At 74.6% G+C, this 18,155-nt stretch carries 12 protein-coding genes and 1 pseudogene; 7 read left to right on the top strand and 6 right to left on the bottom strand.

The features are described from left to right. Positions 1–59: 59 nt before the first annotated feature. The 3 genes from KMS84_RS02040 to KMS84_RS02030 form a co-directional block, all read right to left on the bottom strand. The gene (locus tag KMS84_RS02040; RefSeq protein ID WP_256914244.1) at positions 60–3,929 is read right to left on the bottom strand and encodes an nSTAND1 domain-containing NTPase; all 3,870 of its coding nucleotides are present in this window, start codon (positions 3,927–3,929) and stop codon (positions 60–62) included. A gap of 151 nt (positions 3,930–4,080) precedes the next feature. Continuing rightward, positions 4,081–4,446: a hypothetical protein gene (locus KMS84_RS02035; protein ID WP_256914243.1), complete on the bottom strand. Its 366-nt coding sequence runs from the start codon at positions 4,444–4,446 to the stop codon at positions 4,081–4,083. 417 nt (positions 4,447–4,863) lie between these two features. After that, positions 4,864–5,709: an endonuclease/exonuclease/phosphatase family protein gene (locus KMS84_RS02030; RefSeq protein WP_256914242.1), complete on the bottom strand. Its 846-nt coding sequence runs from the start codon at positions 5,707–5,709 to the stop codon at positions 4,864–4,866. 211 nt (positions 5,710–5,920) lie between these two features. Between KMS84_RS02030 and KMS84_RS02025 the strand changes: the two genes are divergently transcribed. Beyond that, on the top strand, positions 5,921–6,511 hold the full coding sequence (locus KMS84_RS02025) for a TetR/AcrR family transcriptional regulator (protein ID WP_256914241.1): 591 nt from the start codon (positions 5,921–5,923) through the stop codon (positions 6,509–6,511). A 9-nt stretch (positions 6,512–6,520) separates the two neighbouring features. Here KMS84_RS02025 and KMS84_RS41070 read toward each other — a convergent pair whose 3' ends face one another. Next, entirely contained in the window at positions 6,521–7,042 is a 522-nt protein-coding gene (locus tag KMS84_RS41070) for an SMI1/KNR4 family protein (RefSeq protein ID WP_306425425.1), read from the bottom strand. Between the two features lie 253 nt (positions 7,043–7,295). On the opposite strand from KMS84_RS41070, the gene KMS84_RS02015 reads away from it, so the two are divergent. After that, complete coding sequence (locus KMS84_RS02015) at positions 7,296–8,285, top strand: aldo/keto reductase (RefSeq protein ID WP_256914240.1); 990 nt, start codon at positions 7,296–7,298, stop codon at positions 8,283–8,285. Positions 8,286–8,477: 192 nt separating this feature from the next. Then, on the top strand, positions 8,478–9,203 hold the full coding sequence (locus KMS84_RS02010) for a sulfite exporter TauE/SafE family protein (RefSeq protein ID WP_256914239.1): 726 nt from the start codon (positions 8,478–8,480) through the stop codon (positions 9,201–9,203). A 66-nt stretch (positions 9,204–9,269) separates the two neighbouring features. Here the strand turns inward: KMS84_RS02010 and KMS84_RS02005 are convergent, their stop codons facing one another. Beyond that, on the bottom strand, positions 9,270–9,557 hold the full coding sequence (locus KMS84_RS02005; protein ID WP_256914238.1) for a hypothetical protein: 288 nt from the start codon (positions 9,555–9,557) through the stop codon (positions 9,270–9,272). A gap of 183 nt (positions 9,558–9,740) precedes the next feature. Between KMS84_RS02005 and KMS84_RS02000 the strand changes: the two genes are divergently transcribed. From KMS84_RS02000 to KMS84_RS01985, 4 genes are all read left to right on the top strand, one after another. After that, positions 9,741–12,503: a helix-turn-helix transcriptional regulator gene (locus KMS84_RS02000; protein WP_256914237.1), complete on the top strand. Its 2,763-nt coding sequence runs from the start codon at positions 9,741–9,743 to the stop codon at positions 12,501–12,503. 213 nt (positions 12,504–12,716) lie between these two features. Further along, the gene (locus KMS84_RS01995) at positions 12,717–14,909 is read left to right on the top strand and encodes an MMPL family transporter (protein ID WP_256914236.1); all 2,193 of its coding nucleotides are present in this window, start codon (positions 12,717–12,719) and stop codon (positions 14,907–14,909) included. A gap of 70 nt (positions 14,910–14,979) precedes the next feature. After that, positions 14,980–16,161 carry a sensor histidine kinase gene (locus KMS84_RS01990; protein WP_256914235.1) on the top strand — a complete coding sequence of 394 codons (1,182 nt, stop codon included), beginning with the start codon at positions 14,980–14,982 and terminating at the stop codon, positions 16,159–16,161. Positions 16,162–16,182: 21 nt separating this feature from the next. Beyond that, the gene (locus tag KMS84_RS01985; protein ID WP_256914234.1) at positions 16,183–16,860 is read left to right on the top strand and encodes a response regulator; all 678 of its coding nucleotides are present in this window, start codon (positions 16,183–16,185) and stop codon (positions 16,858–16,860) included. 41 nt (positions 16,861–16,901) lie between these two features. On the opposite strand, the pseudogene KMS84_RS01980 reads toward KMS84_RS01985, so the two are convergent. Next, positions 16,902–17,966, bottom strand: a pseudogene (locus tag KMS84_RS01980) (arabinofuranosidase catalytic domain-containing protein); the annotation flags it as partial. Positions 17,967–18,155 lie beyond the last annotated feature (189 nt).

Below are 18,155 nucleotides of genomic sequence, written 5' to 3'. Positions count from 1 at the left end.
CGGCGCAGCGCCGTGGGGGGCGGCGGCGTCGGGTCACGGCCGCCCCGGCGCGGTCGCGGTCAGCGCGGCGGGCACGTCGCCGTGCGGGCCGTGGGCAGCCGCAGTCGGCAGATCGCGGCGAGCCGGGACGCGACGTCCAGGTTCCACAGCCGTACGGTCCCGTCGTTGCTGCTGCTCGCGATCGTCCGCCCGTCCGGGGCGAACACCGTGCCCCACACCGCGTCCGTGTGTCCCGTCAGGGTGGCCCAGGGCCGCCGTCCGGCCACGTCCCACACCCGGATCGTGCGGTCGCTGCCGCTGCCGGCCAGCAGCCGGCCGTCGGGGGAGAACGCGATGCCGCGCACCGAGCCGGTGTGCCCTCCCAGCACCGCCGTCGGACGGCGTCGGCCGACGTCCCACAGCCGTACGGTCCCGTCGTTGCCGCTGCTCGCGAGCTGCCGGCCGTCCGGGCTGAACGCCACCCCCCGGACCGCGCCCGTGTGTCCGGTGAGCGTGGCGAGCGGCGCGCGCGACGCGAGGTCCCACAGCCGTACGGTCAGATCGTCGCCCGCGCTCGCGAGGGTGCGTCCGTCGGGGCTGAAGGCGACGTCGTTGACGAAGTCCGTGTGGCCGGTGAGGGTGCGCAGCAGGCGGTGGGCGGCGACGTCCCACAGCCGCACCGTGCGGTCGGCGCCGGACGAGGCCAGCAGCGCCCCGTCCGGCGAGAACGCCACCGAGAAGACGTCTCCGTGGTGGCCGGTGAGGGTGCGCAGGAGGCGGTGGGCGGCGACGTCCCACAGCCGGACCGTGCCGTCCGAGCCGGCCGAGGCCAGCATGCGCCCGTCGGGCGCGAACGCGACGCAGAACACGGCGGAGCGATGGCCGCTCAGGGTCGCCACGGGCCGGTGCCGCGCCACGTCCCACAACCGCACGGTGTGGTCGGTGTCGGCGGTCGCCAGGAGTCTTCCGTCGCGGCTGTAGGCGGACTGCCAGATCTCGGTGCGGGGGCGGGCCGTGAGGACCGGGCCGCCGAGGTTCCACAGCACGACCGACTGGTCGAACCCCGCGGTGGCGAGCAGGGTGCCCGCGGCGTTCACCGCCACGCCCATCGTGTAGTCGGTGTGGCCGGTGAGCGTCAGCGTCGGCATGCCGCTGTGCACGTCCCACAGGCGGGTCGTGCCGTCGCCGCCGGCGCTGACGACCGTGGCGCCGTCGGGGGTGTAGGCGACCGCGTTGACGTCGTCGCTGTGGCCGGTCAGGACCGAGGTCGTGCGGCCCGTCGCCAGGTCCCACAGCCGTACGGTCCGGTCGGCGCCGCCGCTGGCCAGGCTGCGGCCGTCCGGCGCGAAGGCCACGCCGTACACCTCGTCGGCGTGCCCCTTCAGCACGCGCGCCGGTCGGGCGCGGACGGTGTCCCAAAGGCGGACGGTGCGGTCCGCGCCGGCCGAGGCGAGCATCCGCCCGTCCGGGGCGTACGCCAGCGCGTCGACCTGTCCGGCATGGCCGGTGAAGGACTCGACGCGGCGCATCCGGCCGGTGTCCCAGACCTGGACCGTGCCGTCGCCCGCCGCGAGGGCCAGCGTGCCGCCCCGGGGGTCGAAGGCGACGGCCCGGGCGCCCGCCGTGCTCGGCGGCAGCACGGCCCTCGTGCGGTGGTCGGCCGTGCTCCACAGCCGCACCGGCGCGTCCGTGGCGCCCGCCGCGAGCGTGCGGCCGTCGGGGCTGAAGGCGACCGACCGGACCTGCCCGGACATGGTGAACCTGGCGGTCGTACGCCGGTCCGCGAGTCGGCGCAGCGTCACCGTGCCGTCCGAACTGGCGGTCGCCAGCGTGCGCCCGTCGGGGGCGAAGGCCACCGAGTTGACCGGGCCCCGGTGCCCGGGGAGCCGGGCCGCGAAGGGCTGCGCCTGGGTGCTCAGCAGGGCGCCGCGCGCCTCGGGCGTCGGCTGGGAACGGTAGGCCTCCTCGGCGAGGCGCATCGACTCCTCTGGCTGTCCGGCGGCCAGGGAGGCGGACTGCGCGGCGAGGGCCCGGGAGCGGGCGACCCGTTCCTGGTGCAGCGCGTCCGCGCGCTGCCGGTAGGCGAGGGCCCCGGCGGCCACGGCGAGGGTCAGCAGCGCGACGAGCGCGACGAGCGTGCCCTGCCGTCGCCGGACCTGCCGCCGGGCCAGCCGCAGGCGCTCGGCCTCCTCGGCCCGGCCGGCACGCAGGAACGCCTCCTCCCGCGCGGTGAGCCGGCTGCGGCCGTCCCCTTCCCCGGCCCATTCCTCGACGGCCTCCAGCCGTGCGCCGCGGTAGAGGGCGGACGGGTCACGGCCCTCGCGCTCCCACTGGTCGGCGGCGTGCGCGAGCCGCTGGTGGAGCAGCAGGCCCTCCCGGTCGGCGTCGATCCAGCCGCGCAGCCGAGGCCAGGCGTGCAGCAGGGCCTCGTGGGCGATCTCGACGGTGTCGCGGTCGGCGGTGACCAGACGGGCCCGCACGAACGCGTCCAGGGCGGCGGTGGCGTCGGCCGCGTCGGCCGGCCGGTCCACGAGAGCGGCCCGGCTCATCCGGCACCGGGCCGGTCCGGCGCCGTCGGCGATGTGGACCAGGCGCACCAGGATCCTGCGGATCGTCCGCTGCTCGCCCGGATGCAGGCCCGCGAAGACGTCCTCGGCGGTGCGGGCGACCGCCCCGCGGATCCCGCCTGTGCGCTCGTATCCCGCCACGGTGAGGGTGGTTCCCTCGCGCTGCTGCCAGGTGGTCAGCAGCGCGTGGGAGATCAGCGGCAGCGCGCCGGAGGGGGTGACGTCGGGCAGGACGCGTCCGGCGTCCCCCGTGTCGCCGGGCACTGCCCCCGCGTCGTCGCGCAGCCCCGCGTCGCGCAGCAGAAGGGGGACGAGACCGGGCTCCAGGGTGAGTCCGGCGAGGTCGGCGGGGCGGGTGACCGCCTCGCGCAGTCCGGCCACGGACATCGGGGGCAGCACGAACAGTCCGTCGCCGAACACCGCGGCCAGCTCGGGGAGTTCGACGCACCTGCCGGACAGGTCGGCCCGTACGCCCAGGACGACCACCGCCGGATCAGGACCGGACGCGTCTGCCGGGGCAGGGGGACGGTGGGCCGTCGACACGGCGCACAGCACCCGGACGAAGGCGCGGCGCTCCTCCTCGTCGGAGCAGAGTGTGAACAGCTCCTCGAACTGGTCGACGAGGAACACCGGACGCACCGGGGGCGGCTGTCTGGCCCCGTCGGCGCACGGGCCGTCGCCCCGTGCGCGGCGCACGGCCTCCAGCAGTGCCTCGGGCCGGTCCCTCAGCTCCCGTACGGTGACGCCGGGATCGCCGTCCAGGGCCTTGGCGACGCCGGTGAGCAGTTCCTCCAGGGGATGGGCGGTGGGGGTGAAGGCCACCACCGGCCACCGGTCGGCGCCCGGCATGGGGAAGCCGCCGGGTGTGCGCAGGGCCGGCACGAGGCCGGCGTGGAACAGGGAGGACTTGCCGGCGCCGGACGGGGCGACGACCATGAGCGGCCCGCCGCCGATCCGCGTGAAGACCCTCTCCACCAGGGTGGCGGTGGCCCGTTCGCGGCCGAAGAACCACCGGGCGTCCTGCGCGGTGAACGCCGACAGCCCTCGGTAGGGGCAGGCGCCCGCACCCTCCGCCCCCGGTTCCACGGGGCTTTCGGTGCTCTGCGTCAGCAGGCCCAGCAGCCCGCCGTCCGCGCGCAGGATCTCGTCGCAGCGCCGCGCGACGTCCACGGTGACCCGCTTCGCCCCCGTCTCGATCTTGCTGAGGTAGCCCTTGCTGTAGTGCGTCTGCCGGGCCATGTCGGCCAGCGAGAGTCCGCGCTGCCGGCGAAGGCGTCTGAGCTGGGTGGGGAAGTCCGCGACCGCGGCCTCGGGCTGTGCCGGTTTCCCGTCATCGCCGGTGTGCAGCTGCTCCCCCACCACGTCCCCCGGTGTCGCGCGCATGAGCCGTGTGACGGCCGACACCCAGGCTACTGCGGGGGTATGACGGCCGATCACCCATTGCGGCGGCGTGGCGCGAAGGGGGGGAGGAGTCGAACACGCGGACGCCCGCGACCGCCGAAGCGGTCCCGGGCGTCCCCCCGTGCGACCGGCGCTACGGGCGGTTCAGCTTGATCGAGTTGATCGGCGTGAGATCGGCGTACACGCCGTTCTGCGCCCGGATGGTGTAGTTGCAGTTGGTGCCGCCGTAGTTCAGACACAGTTCCGCCGTGGCGCCCCCGGTCTGGTTGTTGAGGACCCAGTGCCGGCCCACCTGGTTGCTGAGGTCGTGGGCACCGTAGGTCCAGTAGACGGCGCTCGGGCTCTGGGCGGGGCTCTGGTTCTGCGGGTAGACGCAGACGGCTCCCGACGGGCAGCCGGCCCAGTCGGCGGCCGGCTTGGCCTCGGCCGTTCCGGCCAGCGCCACCATCGCGGTGGCAGCGGTGGCCAGGGCAACGGCTCCACTGAACAACTTGCGCATGTTTCCCCCTTGCGGTCGTCCTGCCTGGTCGCAGGTCGTGCTCGGACTTACGGCTTCAGCCTTGCCCGGCCGTCCGGGACAGGTCGACGGGTTTCCTGTTTCCCGTTGCCCGAGCGGCCGGGAAACCGGCCCCGACCAGCGGAGACAGCCGCAAGCGGGCAACCCCGGCTGTCGGCCCGGGGGGAGAGAGAGTGGACGGTGCCGGCTATGGAGCGGCTCACGGGCGGCGAGACCGGTGAGGGCGGCGACAACACCCTCGCCGGCGGCCCGGCGGCCCGGCGGCCTCCGTGGTCGGCGTCGGTCGTCCGTCGGTGGTCGGCGCCGTCGCGTGGCCGCCGCTCTCACGCAGCGCCGCCCCCTCGCACCGTCGCCCCGTCGCGCTCCCGGCGCTGTCGTCCCCGCGCGGCGGCGATCGCCTCAGGCGTGGTCCAGGTCCAGGTCGGCGTGGAGCAGGTGGTGGTCGGAGACCGGGGTGGGCCGCACGCCGTGCGCGAGCGGGGCGACGTTGCGCAGGAAGACGTAGTCGAACCTGCTGGACCAGTCGGTGGTCGGCTCGCAGGCGCTCGCGCGCGAGGGCAGGCACCGCGGGTCGGCGTCCGCGGCCAGCGCCCACATGGGGGCCAGTTCCGCGGCGTCCGGCTGCGCGTTGAAGTCGCCCAGGACGACGGCCCGCTCGTAGGGGGCCACCTTCGCGGCGAGCACGCGCGTCTGCTCGGTGCGGACCGCCTCCTGACGGCGCTCCGCGAGATGCGTGTTGAAGACCCGCACGGCGGCGCCGTCCACCCTGGTGGTCACCGCCATGTACCCGCGGTCCTCGGAGCCGCCGTCGGGGTATTCCACGTGGACGCGGTCCGTCATCGGCGCCGCCGACAGGATCGCCTCCCCGTAGCCTCCCGGGTTCCACGGCACTCCCCCGCACCGGGACCAACTGTGCAGGACCATGCCGTACGCGACCTGGTAGACCAGCCCGTAGCGGCTCTCCAGCTCGTCCCGGATCCCGTCGACGTCCCGCACGCACGCCTCCTGGAGGCCGATGACCTGGGGCGCGAACGCGGCGATGGCGGCCGCCCGGTCGGCGTTGCTCTCGTCGCAGGGGTTGCAGATGTTCCACGTCATGACGCGGTTGGCCACGACGTCCCGGGCGGGGCCGGCGGACGGCGTCCGCCCGGCGGGGGAATCGGCCGGAGCGCCGGAGCCGAGGAGCACCAGACACAGGACGGCCAGCACGGCCACAAGCCATCGCGCGCCCGTTGTCAGCACCACGTCTCCTCCCCGCGGACGCGGTCCGCGTCCGCCACACCCGTGGTCGAGGCTATGCGAATCCGCCGGGCGGCGACACACACCCCGGTCCGCGACCGGGGCGACGGAGGAGATCTGCCATCATGACGGAAGCGGAACGCCGTTCCGTCGACGGCAGGCAGACAGACAGACAGCGGGGCGTCCCACGGGCATCCCGCCGGCGAGGAAGGTCGCGGTGAACGACACAGGCCAGAGCCCGGCGGGCGCGACCGGCTCCCGGCGCAAGGACGCCCGGCGCAACCAGCAGACCCTGCTGGACGCGGCCGCGGCGGTCTTCGTCACCTCGGGGGTCGAAGCGCCGGTACGTGACATCGCGGCCGAGGCCGGAGTGGGCGTGGGGACCATCTACCGGCACTTCCCCACCCGGGCGGACCTCGTCATCGCCGTCTACCGCCACCAGGTCGACGCCTGCGCCGAAGCCGGGCCCGACCTGCTGGCGAGCAGCCCGTCCGCGTTCGTCGCCCTAGAACGCTGGGTCGACCTGTTCGTCGGCTTCCTGGTCACCAAGCACGGCCTCGCGGCCGCGCTGCAGAACGACAACGCCGGGTTCGAGACGCTGCACGCCTACTTCCTCGACCGGCTCCTGCCGGTGTGCGCCCGGCTGCTCGACGCCGCCGCCGCCTCGGGTGAGATCCGCTCCGGTCTCGACGCCTACCCGTTCATGCGGGGCATCGGCAACCTGTGCATCGGCGCCGACAGCGACCCCCGCTACGACGCGCGCCGACTGGTCGCCCTCCTCGTGGCGGGACTGCGCCGGACCGGCTGACCGCGGCGTTCAGGCCGGGGGTCGTGGGGAGCCCACGGTGAGGTGGGCGAACACCTCCCCCTCGCGTGGCGCCCGGGTCCAGGACCGGGTGGTGAACGTCGGGAGCGTGCCCCGGGTCAGCGCGAAGCGGGGCAGCGAGAGCCCCAGCTCCGTGTGCAGGGCCTCCAGCGCACGGCGTTCGCCCGCCTCTTCGGCGTCCTCGGCACGGAACAGCCGGGCGGGGTCGAGGGCCTGGGGTATCGCCCCGCAGCGCCGGATCCGCGTCCACTCGATGTCCGCCGCGCCGCCGAGCCGGTGGATCCCCGCCGCCTGGTCCACCCGCCATCCGTCGCTCGCGGCGAGGAACGCCCGGTACGAGGGCGGAAGCCGCCGGCCCAGCCGCTCCTCGGCCGCCAGGATCGCGGACTCGTCCGCCCCGGGCCCGCCCAGGGGGACGGGCTCGCCCTCGTCCATGTCCTCGTCCCCGCGCGGAACCCACTCCCGCTGCCACCGTCCGAGGAAATCCTGCCAGTGGAACGCCTCGCCGCTCATGGCCGGAGACTGTCATCCGCCTCTGACAACGGCGCCTCCCGGCGACGGCCCGCGGGCAGCCGTTCCCCCGGCCCGCCGACTTGCGCTGGAGTGCGCTCCAGGTCGTAGCGTTGCGGACACCGTGGCGCACGAGGCCCCTGGCGTCCGGCGCCCCTCCCGGGATGCCGCGCGCAGGAATGCGTCGCTCAATGGATGACGGGGCTTCGTGGCGTCCGAGACAACGCACAAGTGGCAGGAAAGGCTGGAACACGGCATGCGGAAGCGCAGTCTGCGGGACCTCCAGGTGTCGGCCATCGGCCTGGGGTGCATGGGCATGTCCGCCTTCTACGGAACCGCCGATGAGGAGGAGGGCGTCGCGACCATCCGTCGGGCCCTCGACGTCGGGGTGAACTTCCTCGACACCGCACAGATGTACGGCCCGCTCACCAACGAGTCGCTCGTCGGCGAGGCGGTCCGGGGGCATCGCGACGAGTACGTGATCGCGACGAAGTTCAACTACCGGATGGACAACGCGGTACCCGGGGACATCAGCACGGTCGGTGCGCAGGACGGCTCGGCGGAGCATGTGCGCAGCTCCGTCCACGGCTCCCTGAAGCGTCTGGGCACCGACCACATCGACCTCTACTACCAGCACCGGGTGGACCCGAACGTCCCCATCGAGGAGACGGTCGGCGCTCTGGGCGAGCTCGTCGCCGAGGGCAAGGTGCGGGGCATCGGACTGAGCGAGGCGAGCGCCCAGACCATCCGGCGCGCCCACGCCGTGCACCCGATCACCGCGGTGCAGAGCGAGTACTCGCTGTGGTCGCGGGACGTGGAGGCCGAGGTGCTGCCGGCCTGCCGTGAGCTGGGCATCGGCTTCGTGCCGTACTCGCCGCTCGGTCGCGGTTTCCTCGCCGGGCGCTTCAGTTCGCCGGACGAGCTGGACGCGAACGACTGGCGCCGGCAGAACCCCCGTTTCCAGGACGCCAACCTGGAGGCGAACCTGCGGCTGGCCGCGAAGGTGAAGGAGATCGCCGCCGAGAAGGACGTGCTTCCGGCGCAGCTGGCCATCGCCTGGGTGCTGGCCCAGGGCGAGCACCTGGTGCCGATCCCGGGCACCAAGCGCCGCACCTACCTGGAGCAGAACGCCGGCGCCGTCGACGTGGAGCTGACCAAGGACGACCTGGCGCGCATCGACGCGGAGCTGCCCGAGGCCTCCGGCGAGCGGTACGACGAGGCGGGGATGCGCTCCGTCGACCGCTGACGGCGCAGTGGGGGCGGTGCCCCGGACACGGCCACCGCTCCCGCACCGCCCCCGCCGCCTCCGCTCCCGGCCCGCATCCGGTGTCCGGTGTCCGTGCCGGGCGGGGGCCTTCCGGTCGCGCCGGCGTCGTGCTCGGGCCGGGATCGGTCGTCCCGGCCCCGCCCGTCCCCGGCCGGCGGGACAATCACCCGCATGGAACCGGCGCTACAGGTCGTCGCCCTCGCCGCCGCCACCTTCGGGACCGCGGCCCTGTCCGCGATCGCCGGGTTCGGCGGCGGCGTGCTGTTGCTGCCGGTCTTCGTCGCCGTGCTGGGTCCCCGGGACGCGGTCGCGGTGCTCACCGTGGCCCAGCTGGCCGGCAACGGCAGCCGGGTGTGGTTCAACCGCCGTGAGGTCGACCGGCGCCTGGTCGCCGTCTTCGCCCTCGGAGCCGTCCCGGCCGCGGCCGCCGGCGCGTTGCTGTTCGCCACCGCGCCGCTGCCCGCGCTCACCCGCGCCGTCGGCGTGTTCCTCCTGGTCATGGTGGCCTGGCGGCGCTGGAAGCCGCGTGCAGCCCGGCTCGACGAAACCGCGTTCGCCGCCGTCGGCGCCGCCTCCGGTTTCGGCTCGGCGCTCCTGGGCTCGGTGGGTCCGCTGGTCGCGCCGTTCTTCCTCGCCCGCGGCCTGCTCAAAGGGGCCTACATCGGCACGGAGGCCGCTGCCGCGGTGGTGATGCACCTGACCAAGCTGGCGGTCTTCGGCGCGGCGGCCGTGCTGACCGCGTCCAGCGCCGTCATCGGCCTGGCCCTCGCGCCGGCGGCCACGGCCGGCGCCTGGTGCGGCAAGAGGACCGTCGACCGGCTTCCGGCCGCCGTCTTCGTCCTCGTGGTCGAGACCGGCCTGATCGTCTCCGGTCTGCTGCTGACCGTCACCGGCTGACCTCACGGCCGTCCCCGTCGCACGGGACGGACCGTCACCGCGTGGCGCGGCCGCCCGACGGAGGTCTCAGGACGCGTCGGCGGCTTCCGCCCCGTGCGCGGCGGCGGCCTCGTCCCGCGCGATGCCGAGAAAGCGCCGGATCGTCTCGACGCGCATGTCGAGTCCCTCGGAGGCGGACTCCTCGTCGCCGAAGACCTGAACCGCCTCGGCGACCGCGCCGGCCAGTTCGACCTCCGCCTTGCGGACCTTCGCCTCGGCCTTGTCCACGGTGTCCACCACCGCCAGCTGACGGCGCTGCTTCTCCTGGAGTCGCTGCTTGCGGGAAAGGGCGCGTTCGGAACTCTGCACAGACATGACCAAGATCATAATCAGTCGGGGGCACACCCGTGAAATCGCCAACTCGCCCTCGGGAAGCGGGTTTCGCGTACTGCGTGCCGCCCCCGGGCGGCAGGACCCGGACCGCCGGCTCCCCCGCTCCGGGCGCGGAATACGTCCCCTTTGCCTAGTTGTCATCGGCAGCCACTATCGTGCGGTGCCATGTCCGATGATCCGCAGGGCGAGACGCCCTCTTCCGGCCGTCGCACGCGAGGCGACGCGCGTGCGCTGGTGGGCCGTGAGGCGGAAGTCCGCGAGCTGGTGCGCGCCGTGAGCGACCTCGTCGGGACGGGATCGGGGAGGTCCGTCGCACTCGTCGGGGATCCGGGCATCGGCAAGAGCGCGCTGATGCGGGCGGTCGCGGCGCAGGCCCGGGCCCTCGGGATACCCGTGCGCACCGCTCACGGGCGGACCGCGGCCCCCTCCCCCGCGGTCGGCGAACTGCCCCGGCAGGAGGTGCGGGAGGTCGCGGCGCACGCGGCGGAGGGCCGCCCCCTGCTCGCGGTGGTGGAGGACTTCCACCTCCTCCCGGACAACGAGCAGCTCCACGTGGAACGACTGCTGCGGGCCGCCTCCACGGGACCCGTGCTGTGCCTTCTCGCCTGCCGGCAGCGCCAGTTGGCGCCCTGGCACGCGGAACTCCTCTCGCGGGCCGGGTCCGCGGACCTGCTGGAGGTGTGGAACCTCGGACCCCTGTCCCGCGAGCAGGCCGCACAGCTCCTCGCGGACCACCCGGACGCGCGGGAGATCCACCGCGAGGCCGAGGGCAACCCGCGGTACCTCCAGGTGCTCGGGGCCCGCGGTCAGGACGCCGCGGCCGCCTCCACGGCCGTCCTCGGCGAACTGGCGGGCCTCGACGACGACGCACTCGCCGTCCTGGAGGCGGCGGCCGTCCTGGCGGAGCCGTTCCGCCCCGAGCTGCTGGCCGCCGTCGCCGGACGCGAGGTGGCGGCCACCGTCGAGGCGCTGGACGCGCTCACCCGACGCGACCTCGTCCGGAGCGTCGAGCCCGCGCCGCGGCTCGCGCTGCGCCACCGGGCGGTGGGCGACGTCGTCTACGGGCGGCTCGCGCCCAGCCGCCGTGCCGCTCTGCACCGACGCGCCGAATCCGCGCTGGCCGAGCAGGGCGCCCCCATCGCCCGGCGCGCCCATCACGTGGCACGCGCCGCCGACCCGGACCGCCCGGAGCACGCGACCACCCTGATCGCCGCCGCCCGCGAGATGCTGTACGGCTCCCCCGCCGTGGCCGCCGGTCACCTGGAGGCGGCCCTGCCGCTGCTGCGGCCCGGCCAGGCGCACTGGCACGAAGCGCGGGTCCTGCTGGCGCGGGCCCGGCTGCTGACCGGGGACGCGACCGAGAGCCGTGAGCTGCTCGACGCCCTGCGGTCGGCGATGCCCGACCGGTCCGGCGAAGCGGGCGCGCTCGCCGACTCCAGCCGGATCGAGCGGACCCTGGGCCGCTACGCCGAGGCAGGCGCCCTGGCCCGTTCGGGGCTCGCGACGCTGGCCGGCCAGGACGCCGCGATCGCGGCCGCCCTCCACACCGAGCTGGCCGACCACGCCTACGACCTCCAGGAGTACGTGACGTCCCGGCGGCACGCCGAGACGGCGGCGGCCATCGCACAGCAGCACCACGACCGGGTCGGCGAGGCCCAGGCGCTGGCCCAGAGCGCCCTCGGCCACCTGTTCACCGGCGACCTGGCCACCGCGCAGGAGCGGGCGACCACCGCGGCCGCGCTCATCGACGCCGCCTCCGACAGCTCCCTGCTCACCAATCTGAACGCCTCGCTGCAGACGGGCATGACCGAGGGGATGCTCGGCCGCCTGGCCGACGCCGAACGTCACCTCACGCGCGCGGCGGCCCTGTCCCGGCGCACCGGTCAGACGTACGTCCAGCCGCAGATCCTCACCGTCCTGGCCAACACCCACCTGCGGCGCGGGAACCTGGACGAGGCGCTGGCCGCTCTCGACGAGACCGACCGCCACACGTCCCCCGGAGCCGGTCCGGCCGAGGTGGCCGTCGGCTCGATGGTGCGCGCCGAGGTGCTGTTCTGGCGCGACGCTCCGGGCGACGCGGCGCAGGCGCAGGCTTCGGCGGCCCGGGCGCTCGCCGTGGCCAGCGCCTCGCCGACCGCATGGGCGGTGACCGTCCGGTGCTTCCACGCCGAGTGGGTGCAACGCGCCGGCGACCCGGCGCGGGCCCGGTGGCTGCTGCTGGACGCGGCGGGCGGCGCCGGGCTGCCCCGGCTCACCGCCTGGCGCAAGCCCCGCTGGTGCGACGCGCTGGCGCAGGCGTCCCTCGCGGCGGGCGACCGCGCCTCGGTCGAGCAGTGGGCCGACCTCGCCGAGCAGTGTCTGCAGGAGCTCCCGTCGCCCGGCCGCAGGGGGTTCGCCCTGCGCGCCAGGATGCGGGCCCACGCCGCGGCGGGCAGGACGCGGCAGGCGCTGCGCCAGGCCGTGGAGGCGGTCTCCGACTTCTCGCTCGGCGGCGAGCGGGTCGAGGCCTGCGTCACCCTGCTCGCGGCGGCCGAGCTGTCGCTGGACGCGCAACGCGCGGACGGCGTCGCCGCATGGCTGGACGGCGCCGGGGCCCTCGCCGACCAGTGCGGTTCCGTACGTCTGAGGCGCGACGTCGCCCGGTGGCGGAGCCGGCTGACCGCGTGCGCCGGGGCCGAGGACGCCCTGCCCGCCCTGACGGCCCGCGAGCGGGAGATCGCGGGCCTCGTGAGCACCGGCATGACCAACATCCGGATCGCCGAGAGCCTCTTCCTCAGCGTGCGGACGGTGGAGACCCATCTCGGGCAGGTGTACCGCAAGCTCGGCGTGTCGAACCGCACCAGCCTCACCCGCATGATGCTGAACAACGCCACCGCCTCCGCCGGCGGCGGGACGGGCGAGCGGTCCGGGGCGCCCGACGTTCACTGACCTCGGCCGGGCGGCGGGCCCGACGAGCCGCTCCCACGCGTGGGCGGCCGGGGTCTCCGGGGCGTTCACGGATCCCGTGCCGCGTGTACTGCGCTCGCAGCAGACACAGGTGTCTGCGGACGGCCGACGACGGGAGAGGGCGCGACTGCGAGCGTGAGGGCGGGCCGAAAACGCCGGCCCGATCGTGTGACGCACCCCTTGAAAGGCCCGTCGATGTCCTCTCTCGCCCGCTGGTGCCATCGGCACCGGCTCGCCGTCGTCCTGGTCTGGGTGGGCCTGTTGTTCACCCTGGGAGCCGGGGTCGGCGCGGCCGGCAGCGCCTTCGGCAACAGCCCGACCTCGCAGGACACCGACTCGGCCAGGGCGACGGCCCTGCTGCAACAGGCCTCGAACAGCGCGGCGGCCAAGAGCGGTCGCGTCGTCTGGCAACTGGACGGCGCACGGGTCACCGAGCCCGCGGCGCGGGAGGCGATGACCGACGCGTTGGAGCGGATCGCCGACGCCCCCGGGGTGGCGGCGGTGAGCAGCCCCTACACCGCCGAGGGCCGGACGCAGGTCAGCGAGGACGGCGGGACGGCCTACGCGACGGTCGCCTTCGACCGGGACGTGGACGACGCCCAGGTCGACCACGTGAAGGAGCTCGCGACCGAGCCGGGGACGGCGCGCCTGCGCATCGCGCTCAACGGCCAGGCGTTCACCGTCAACCCCGCGCCGAACCCGATCGCCGACGCGATGGGCATCGTCCTCGCCTTCGTCGTGCTGCTGTTCGTCTTCAGGGCGGTGTGGGTGGCGGCCCTGCCGATCATCACGGCCGTCGTCGGCGTCGGCACCTCCGCGATCACGGTGATGCTGCTCAGCCACGTGCTCACGCTCTCCGACACCACGCTGACCCTCGGCTCGCTGATCGGCCTCGGCGTGGGCATCGACTACGCCCTGTTCATCGTCAACCGGCACCGCACCCACCTGAGGGCGGGCATGGCGGTGCCCGAGTCGATCGCCAAGGCCCTCGACACCTCGGGCCGCGCCGTGCTGTTCGCCGGTCTGACCGTCGTCGTCGCCCTGCTGGGCATGCTCACCCTGAACGTCGGCATCATCAACGGCATGGCGGTCGGCGCCGCCGTCACCGTCGCCTTGACCGTGCTGGCCGCCGTCACCCTGCTGCCCGCGCTGCTCGGCATGATCGGAGTGCGGGTCCTCGGCCGCGCGGAGCGCCGGGAACTCTCCGCGCACGCGCGGCGCTCCGGCGCCCGGCCCGGTCCCTGGGCCCGGTGGGCCGCGGTCGTCCAGGCCCGGCCCCGGGCGCTGGGTCTGGTCGCCCTCGCCGTGCTCACGGCGCTCGCCTGCCCCACCCTGTCCCTGCGGCTGGGCGCGTCCGACGACGGCAACCTGCCCGCCGCCTCCACGAACCGCCAGGCCTACGACATGATCGCGCAGGGGTTCGGGCCCGGGTTCAACGGCCCGCTCGTCCTCGCGGTCCAGGCCCCCACCGCCGCCGACAAGGAGGCCGAAGCGCGGCTGGTCGCCGACCTCGGGCGGGTCGACGGCGTCGCCGGGGCCGTCGCGGCGCCGATGAAGGCCGGGCAGTCGGTCGGTGTGGTCTCCGTCGTGCCGACGACCTCGCCCCAGTCGGCCGCCACCTCCGACCTCATCCACCACCTGCGCGACACGGTGATCCCGCGGGCCGAGCAGGGCACGTCCATGAAGGTCTACGTGGGCGGCGTCACGGCGGGCAACGACGACTTCGCGTCGGTGCTGATGTCGAAACTGCCGGTGTTCGTGCTGGTGATCGCCGTGCTCGGCTTCCTGCTCCTGACTATGGCGTTCCGCAGCCTGCTCATCCCGGCCGTCGGCGCGGTGCTCAACATCCTCAGCATCGGGGTGGCCTTCGGCGCGATCGTCGTCGTCTTCCAGTACGGCTTCGGCGCCGGACTCCTCGGACTCGGGGCGGGCGGACCGATCGAGTCGTTCGTGCCGATCCTGGTCGTCGGCATCATGTTCGGCCTGTCCATGGACTATCAGGTCTTCCTCGTCAGCCGGATGCGCGAGGAGTGGGCGCACACCGGCGACAGCGGCCGCGCGGTGCGGGTCGGGCAGGCCGAGACCGGCAAGGTGATCGCGGTCGCCGCCGCCATCATGTTCTGCGTCTTCGGCTCCTTCGTCTTCGGAGGCATGCGGGTCATCGCCGAGTTCGGCGTCAGCCTGGCCGTGGCCGTCGCCGTCGACGCCCTGCTGATCCGCATGGTCCTCGTGCCCGCCCTGATGCACCTGTGCGGAAAGGCCAACTGGTGGCTGCCCCGCGCCCTGGACCGGGCCCTGCCCGACGTGTCCGTCGAGGGCCCCGCGGACGGACCGGCGCACGCGCCGCGCCCGACCCGCGAGCCGCAGACCGCCGGCGTCGCCGACTGACGCCCGTGGGCCGGCGGCCGGCCTAGGATCGCCCGGCCGGCCGCCGGTCCGCGCTGCTTAGAGTGAGGGAATGGACGTGAGGATGGTGTGGCGCCGATGGCTGGCCGGTCATGACCGGGTCAGAGATGCCCTGCCCGCGGTGCCGGTGGTCGTGGTGGTCACGGCGACGACCGCCGTCGGCGAGTCCTCCTGGCACGAGCCGCGCTGGCAGGCCGCGGCCTGGACGGCGGTCTCCTGCCTGCCCCTGGTCGTCCGCAGCAGGTGGCCGCTGGTCGTCACCGTCGTGACGCTGGCGGCCGGGCTCGCCCTGATGGCCTGGGCTCCGGACCTCGCCCTGGTCCCGGCGGCCGGTCTGGTCGCCCTGTACACGCTCGCCGTGCTCGGCAGCCGGCGCACGGCGTGGACCGCCTGTCTCCTCGCCTCCGTGGCGCTCGCGGGCGTCCACGCCGCCACCCACGCGGAATCGCTGGTGGCCGGGTCCGCCCTCCTGCGCTTCGACTTCGCGATCGCCGCCACCGCGCTGGGCCGCGCCGTCCGCAACCGTCGCGACCACCTCGCCCGGGCGAGGGAACGCGCGGAGCGCGCCGAAAGCATGCAGGAGGAGGAGGCGCGACGGCGGGTGACCGAGGAGCGGGTGCGCATCGCCCGCGATCTGCACGACGTCGTCGCCCACCACGTCACCCTGGTCAACGCCCAGGCGGGAGTCGCTCACCACCTCCTGCGCGCCGACCCCGACCGCGCGTTCGAGGCGCTGGCCCACATCAAGGAGAACAGCCGCGCCGCGCTCGACGAACTGCGCGCCACCGTCGGCCTGTTGCGCCAGCCCGACGACGCACCCGGCACCCGCGCCCCCATCCCCCGGCTGGCCGACCTCGACCGCCTCGCCGACGGCTTCCGCGCGAGCGGGCTCTCGGTGGAGGTGACCCGCACCGGCGTCCCCGCGCCGCAGACGGCCGCCACCGAGCTGACCGCCTACCGCATCGTCCAGGAAGCCCTCACCAACACGCACAAGCACGCGGGCGCGACCCGGGCCGCCGTGCTCCTGGCCTACGGCCCGCACGCGCTGCGCGTCACCGTGACGGACGACGGAAGCCCCGGCGCGGTCCGGGGCGCGGGCACCGGTCACGGACTGATCGGCATGCGGGAGCGGGCCACGGCCGTCGGCGGGACCGTCAGCGCCGGTCCCGGGCCCGAGGGCGGCTTCCGGGTCGTCGCCGACCTGCCGCTCCCGCTCGCCCCCGCATCCGTGTGACCGACCCGTGAGGATCTTGCCGTGCCGATTCGCGTTCTGCTCGCCGACGACCAGGCCCTGCTCCGCGGCACCTTCCGGCTGCTCATCGACGCACAGCCGGACATGGAGGTCGTCGCGGAGGCCTCCGACGGCCGCGAGGCGGCGCGGCTGGCCCGCGCCGAGCGCGCCGACGTCGTGGTGATGGACATCCGGATGCCCGAGGTCGACGGCATCGAGGGCATCCGGCTGATCGGCCGGGACGAGGACCTGGCCGGGGTGAAGGTGCTCGTGCTGACCACCTTCGAGGAGGACGACCTCGTGGTGGAGGCGCTGCGGGCGGGCGCCAGCGGCTTCCTGGGCAAGGGCGTCGAACCGGACCGGCTCCTCGAAGCCGTCCGCCTCGTCGCCGCCGGCGAGGCCCTGCTGTCCGCCGCGGCGACCAGGGGTCTCATCGCCCGCGTGCTCGCCCAGCCGTGTGCCGGCGACCTCGTGGACCCGCGACGGCTGGCCGCGCTGACTCCCCGCGAACGCGAGGTGGTGACGCTGGTGGCGGCCGGACTGTCCAACGACGAGATCGCCGAGCGCCTGTTCGTCGCCCCGGTCACCGCGAAGACCCACGCCAACCGGGCGATGACCAAGCTGGGCGCCCGCGACCGCGCCCAGCTGGTCGTCATCGCCTATGAGACCGGCCTGGTCCGGGCCGGACGCGCGCCCGGCTGACGGCGCGGCGCCCGGGCGCGCCGGTCGCGGACCTACCTGCCGTAGCCCGCCCCGGCGATGTTGGCCTGCACGGCGTTCTCGGTGGCGTCCGACGGATAGCCGGACGTCATGACGCCTTCGTAGAAGGTCCCGGCGGCGCCGTGGCTGTTGTCGCCGCCGATGCCGAGGATGATGGCCCCTTCCTTCTTCATCGGGTTGTAGCCCGAGGCGTTGGGACGGGCGCCGTTGTAGAAGGTGGACAGGCCGCCGGACTGCGCGTTGCCGCCGCGGATCGCCCAGTGGTTCGGGCCGCCCTTGACGACGGCGGTGGTGTAGCGGTGGCTGATGGAGGGGTCGTTGGCGTTGTAGCGCGTGTTCACCCCGGAGAAGAGGCCGTTCTCCAGGTCGGCCATGATCCAGGGGCCGTTGCCCGCGCCGTAGCCCCAGACCTTGATGTTGCCGAAGTAGATGGCCTCCATCGTGCCGTTGCCGTTGTCCCGGCTGTTGGTCTCGGCGTTGCCGTAGTCGAAGCAGCAGCCCCCGTTGTAGTGCGTGCCGTCGAGGACGGCGTACATGCCCTCCGGCTGGTCTCCCCTGGCGACGCCGTTGGTGTTGTTGTCGCGGTAGCCGGTGCCGGGGGCGACGAAGACGCCGTAGGCCTTGTGGCCGCCCACCCGGGTCGGCGCGGCGGTCGCGTCAGCGAGGTTGTCGTAGCCTCCCTGGGCGGGGCCCTGGAACCCGCCGGGCGGCGCCTGGGTCAGCCGGTTGTTGCGACCGGACTGGTCGTAGACGACGGTGATGAGGCAGGACGTGCCGGCGCAGAAGGAGTCCTGTGCGGCGGCGTCCGCCACCCCGCCCTGGCCGAGGACGCCGATGTCGCGGGTCCTGTTGTCCGAGGCGCGCCGCACCTGGTACAGCGGGCCGTTGTAGGAGCCGTACAGCGCGCGCGTCGTGCTGTGGGCCGCGACGCACGGCGTGCCGCCGGAGGCGTAGAGGTCACAGGGCAGCGAGCCGGCGGCCTGGGAGGTCGTGGCCGTGCCGGCGAGCAGTCCGGCGCCCAGGCCGAGGGCCGCCCCGGTCGCGAGGATCGCGCGCCGGGAGGGACGTAACCACTGGGGGATGGTCATGTGGGGTCTCCTTCGAGGAAGGGCGGACGGCCCGCGGTGGGCACCGCGGTGACACGAGAGCGGCGCTCGAGGCCGGAGTGTTCCGCCCGGGGACGTGAGCGGTGGACCGGCGGTGCGTGACGTGCGCGCCCCTTCCGGAAGGGGCGCGGCGTCGGATCGGGGTGCCGAATCGACACCCGGTCACGGTGT

The sequence above is a fragment of the Streptomyces hilarionis genome, assembly GCF_024539675.1.
GTDB classification, from domain to species: Bacteria; Actinomycetota; Actinomycetes; order Streptomycetales; family Streptomycetaceae; genus Streptomyces; species Streptomyces hilarionis.
The sequence above is the reverse complement of the archived record's forward strand: the minus strand, read 5'-3'. Positions and strand labels throughout refer to the sequence as shown.

Bases quoted from the DNA above. Each gene is read 5' to 3' on its own strand.
- KMS84_RS02010 (WP_256914239.1), top strand. From the start codon at position 8,478: ATGGAACCGGCGCTACAGGTCGTCGCCCTCGCCGCCGCCACCTTCGGG.
- KMS84_RS01995 (WP_256914236.1), top strand. From the start codon at position 12,717: ATGTCCTCTCTCGCCCGCTGGTGCCATCGGCACCGGCTCGCCGTCGTC.
- KMS84_RS02035 (WP_256914243.1), bottom strand. From the start codon at position 4,446: ATGCGCAAGTTGTTCAGTGGAGCCGTTGCCCTGGCCACCGCTGCCACC.
- KMS84_RS41070 (WP_306425425.1), bottom strand. From the start codon at position 7,042: ATGAGCGGCGAGGCGTTCCACTGGCAGGATTTCCTCGGACGGTGGCAG.
- KMS84_RS02015 (WP_256914240.1), top strand. From the start codon at position 7,296: ATGCGGAAGCGCAGTCTGCGGGACCTCCAGGTGTCGGCCATCGGCCTG.
- KMS84_RS02040 (WP_256914244.1), bottom strand. From the start codon at position 3,929: ATGCGCGCGACACCGGGGGACGTGGTGGGGGAGCAGCTGCACACCGGC.
- KMS84_RS01990 (WP_256914235.1), top strand. From the start codon at position 14,980: ATGGACGTGAGGATGGTGTGGCGCCGATGGCTGGCCGGTCATGACCGG.
- KMS84_RS02000 (WP_256914237.1), top strand. From the start codon at position 9,741: ATGTCCGATGATCCGCAGGGCGAGACGCCCTCTTCCGGCCGTCGCACG.
- KMS84_RS02005 (WP_256914238.1), bottom strand. From the start codon at position 9,557: ATGTCTGTGCAGAGTTCCGAACGCGCCCTTTCCCGCAAGCAGCGACTC.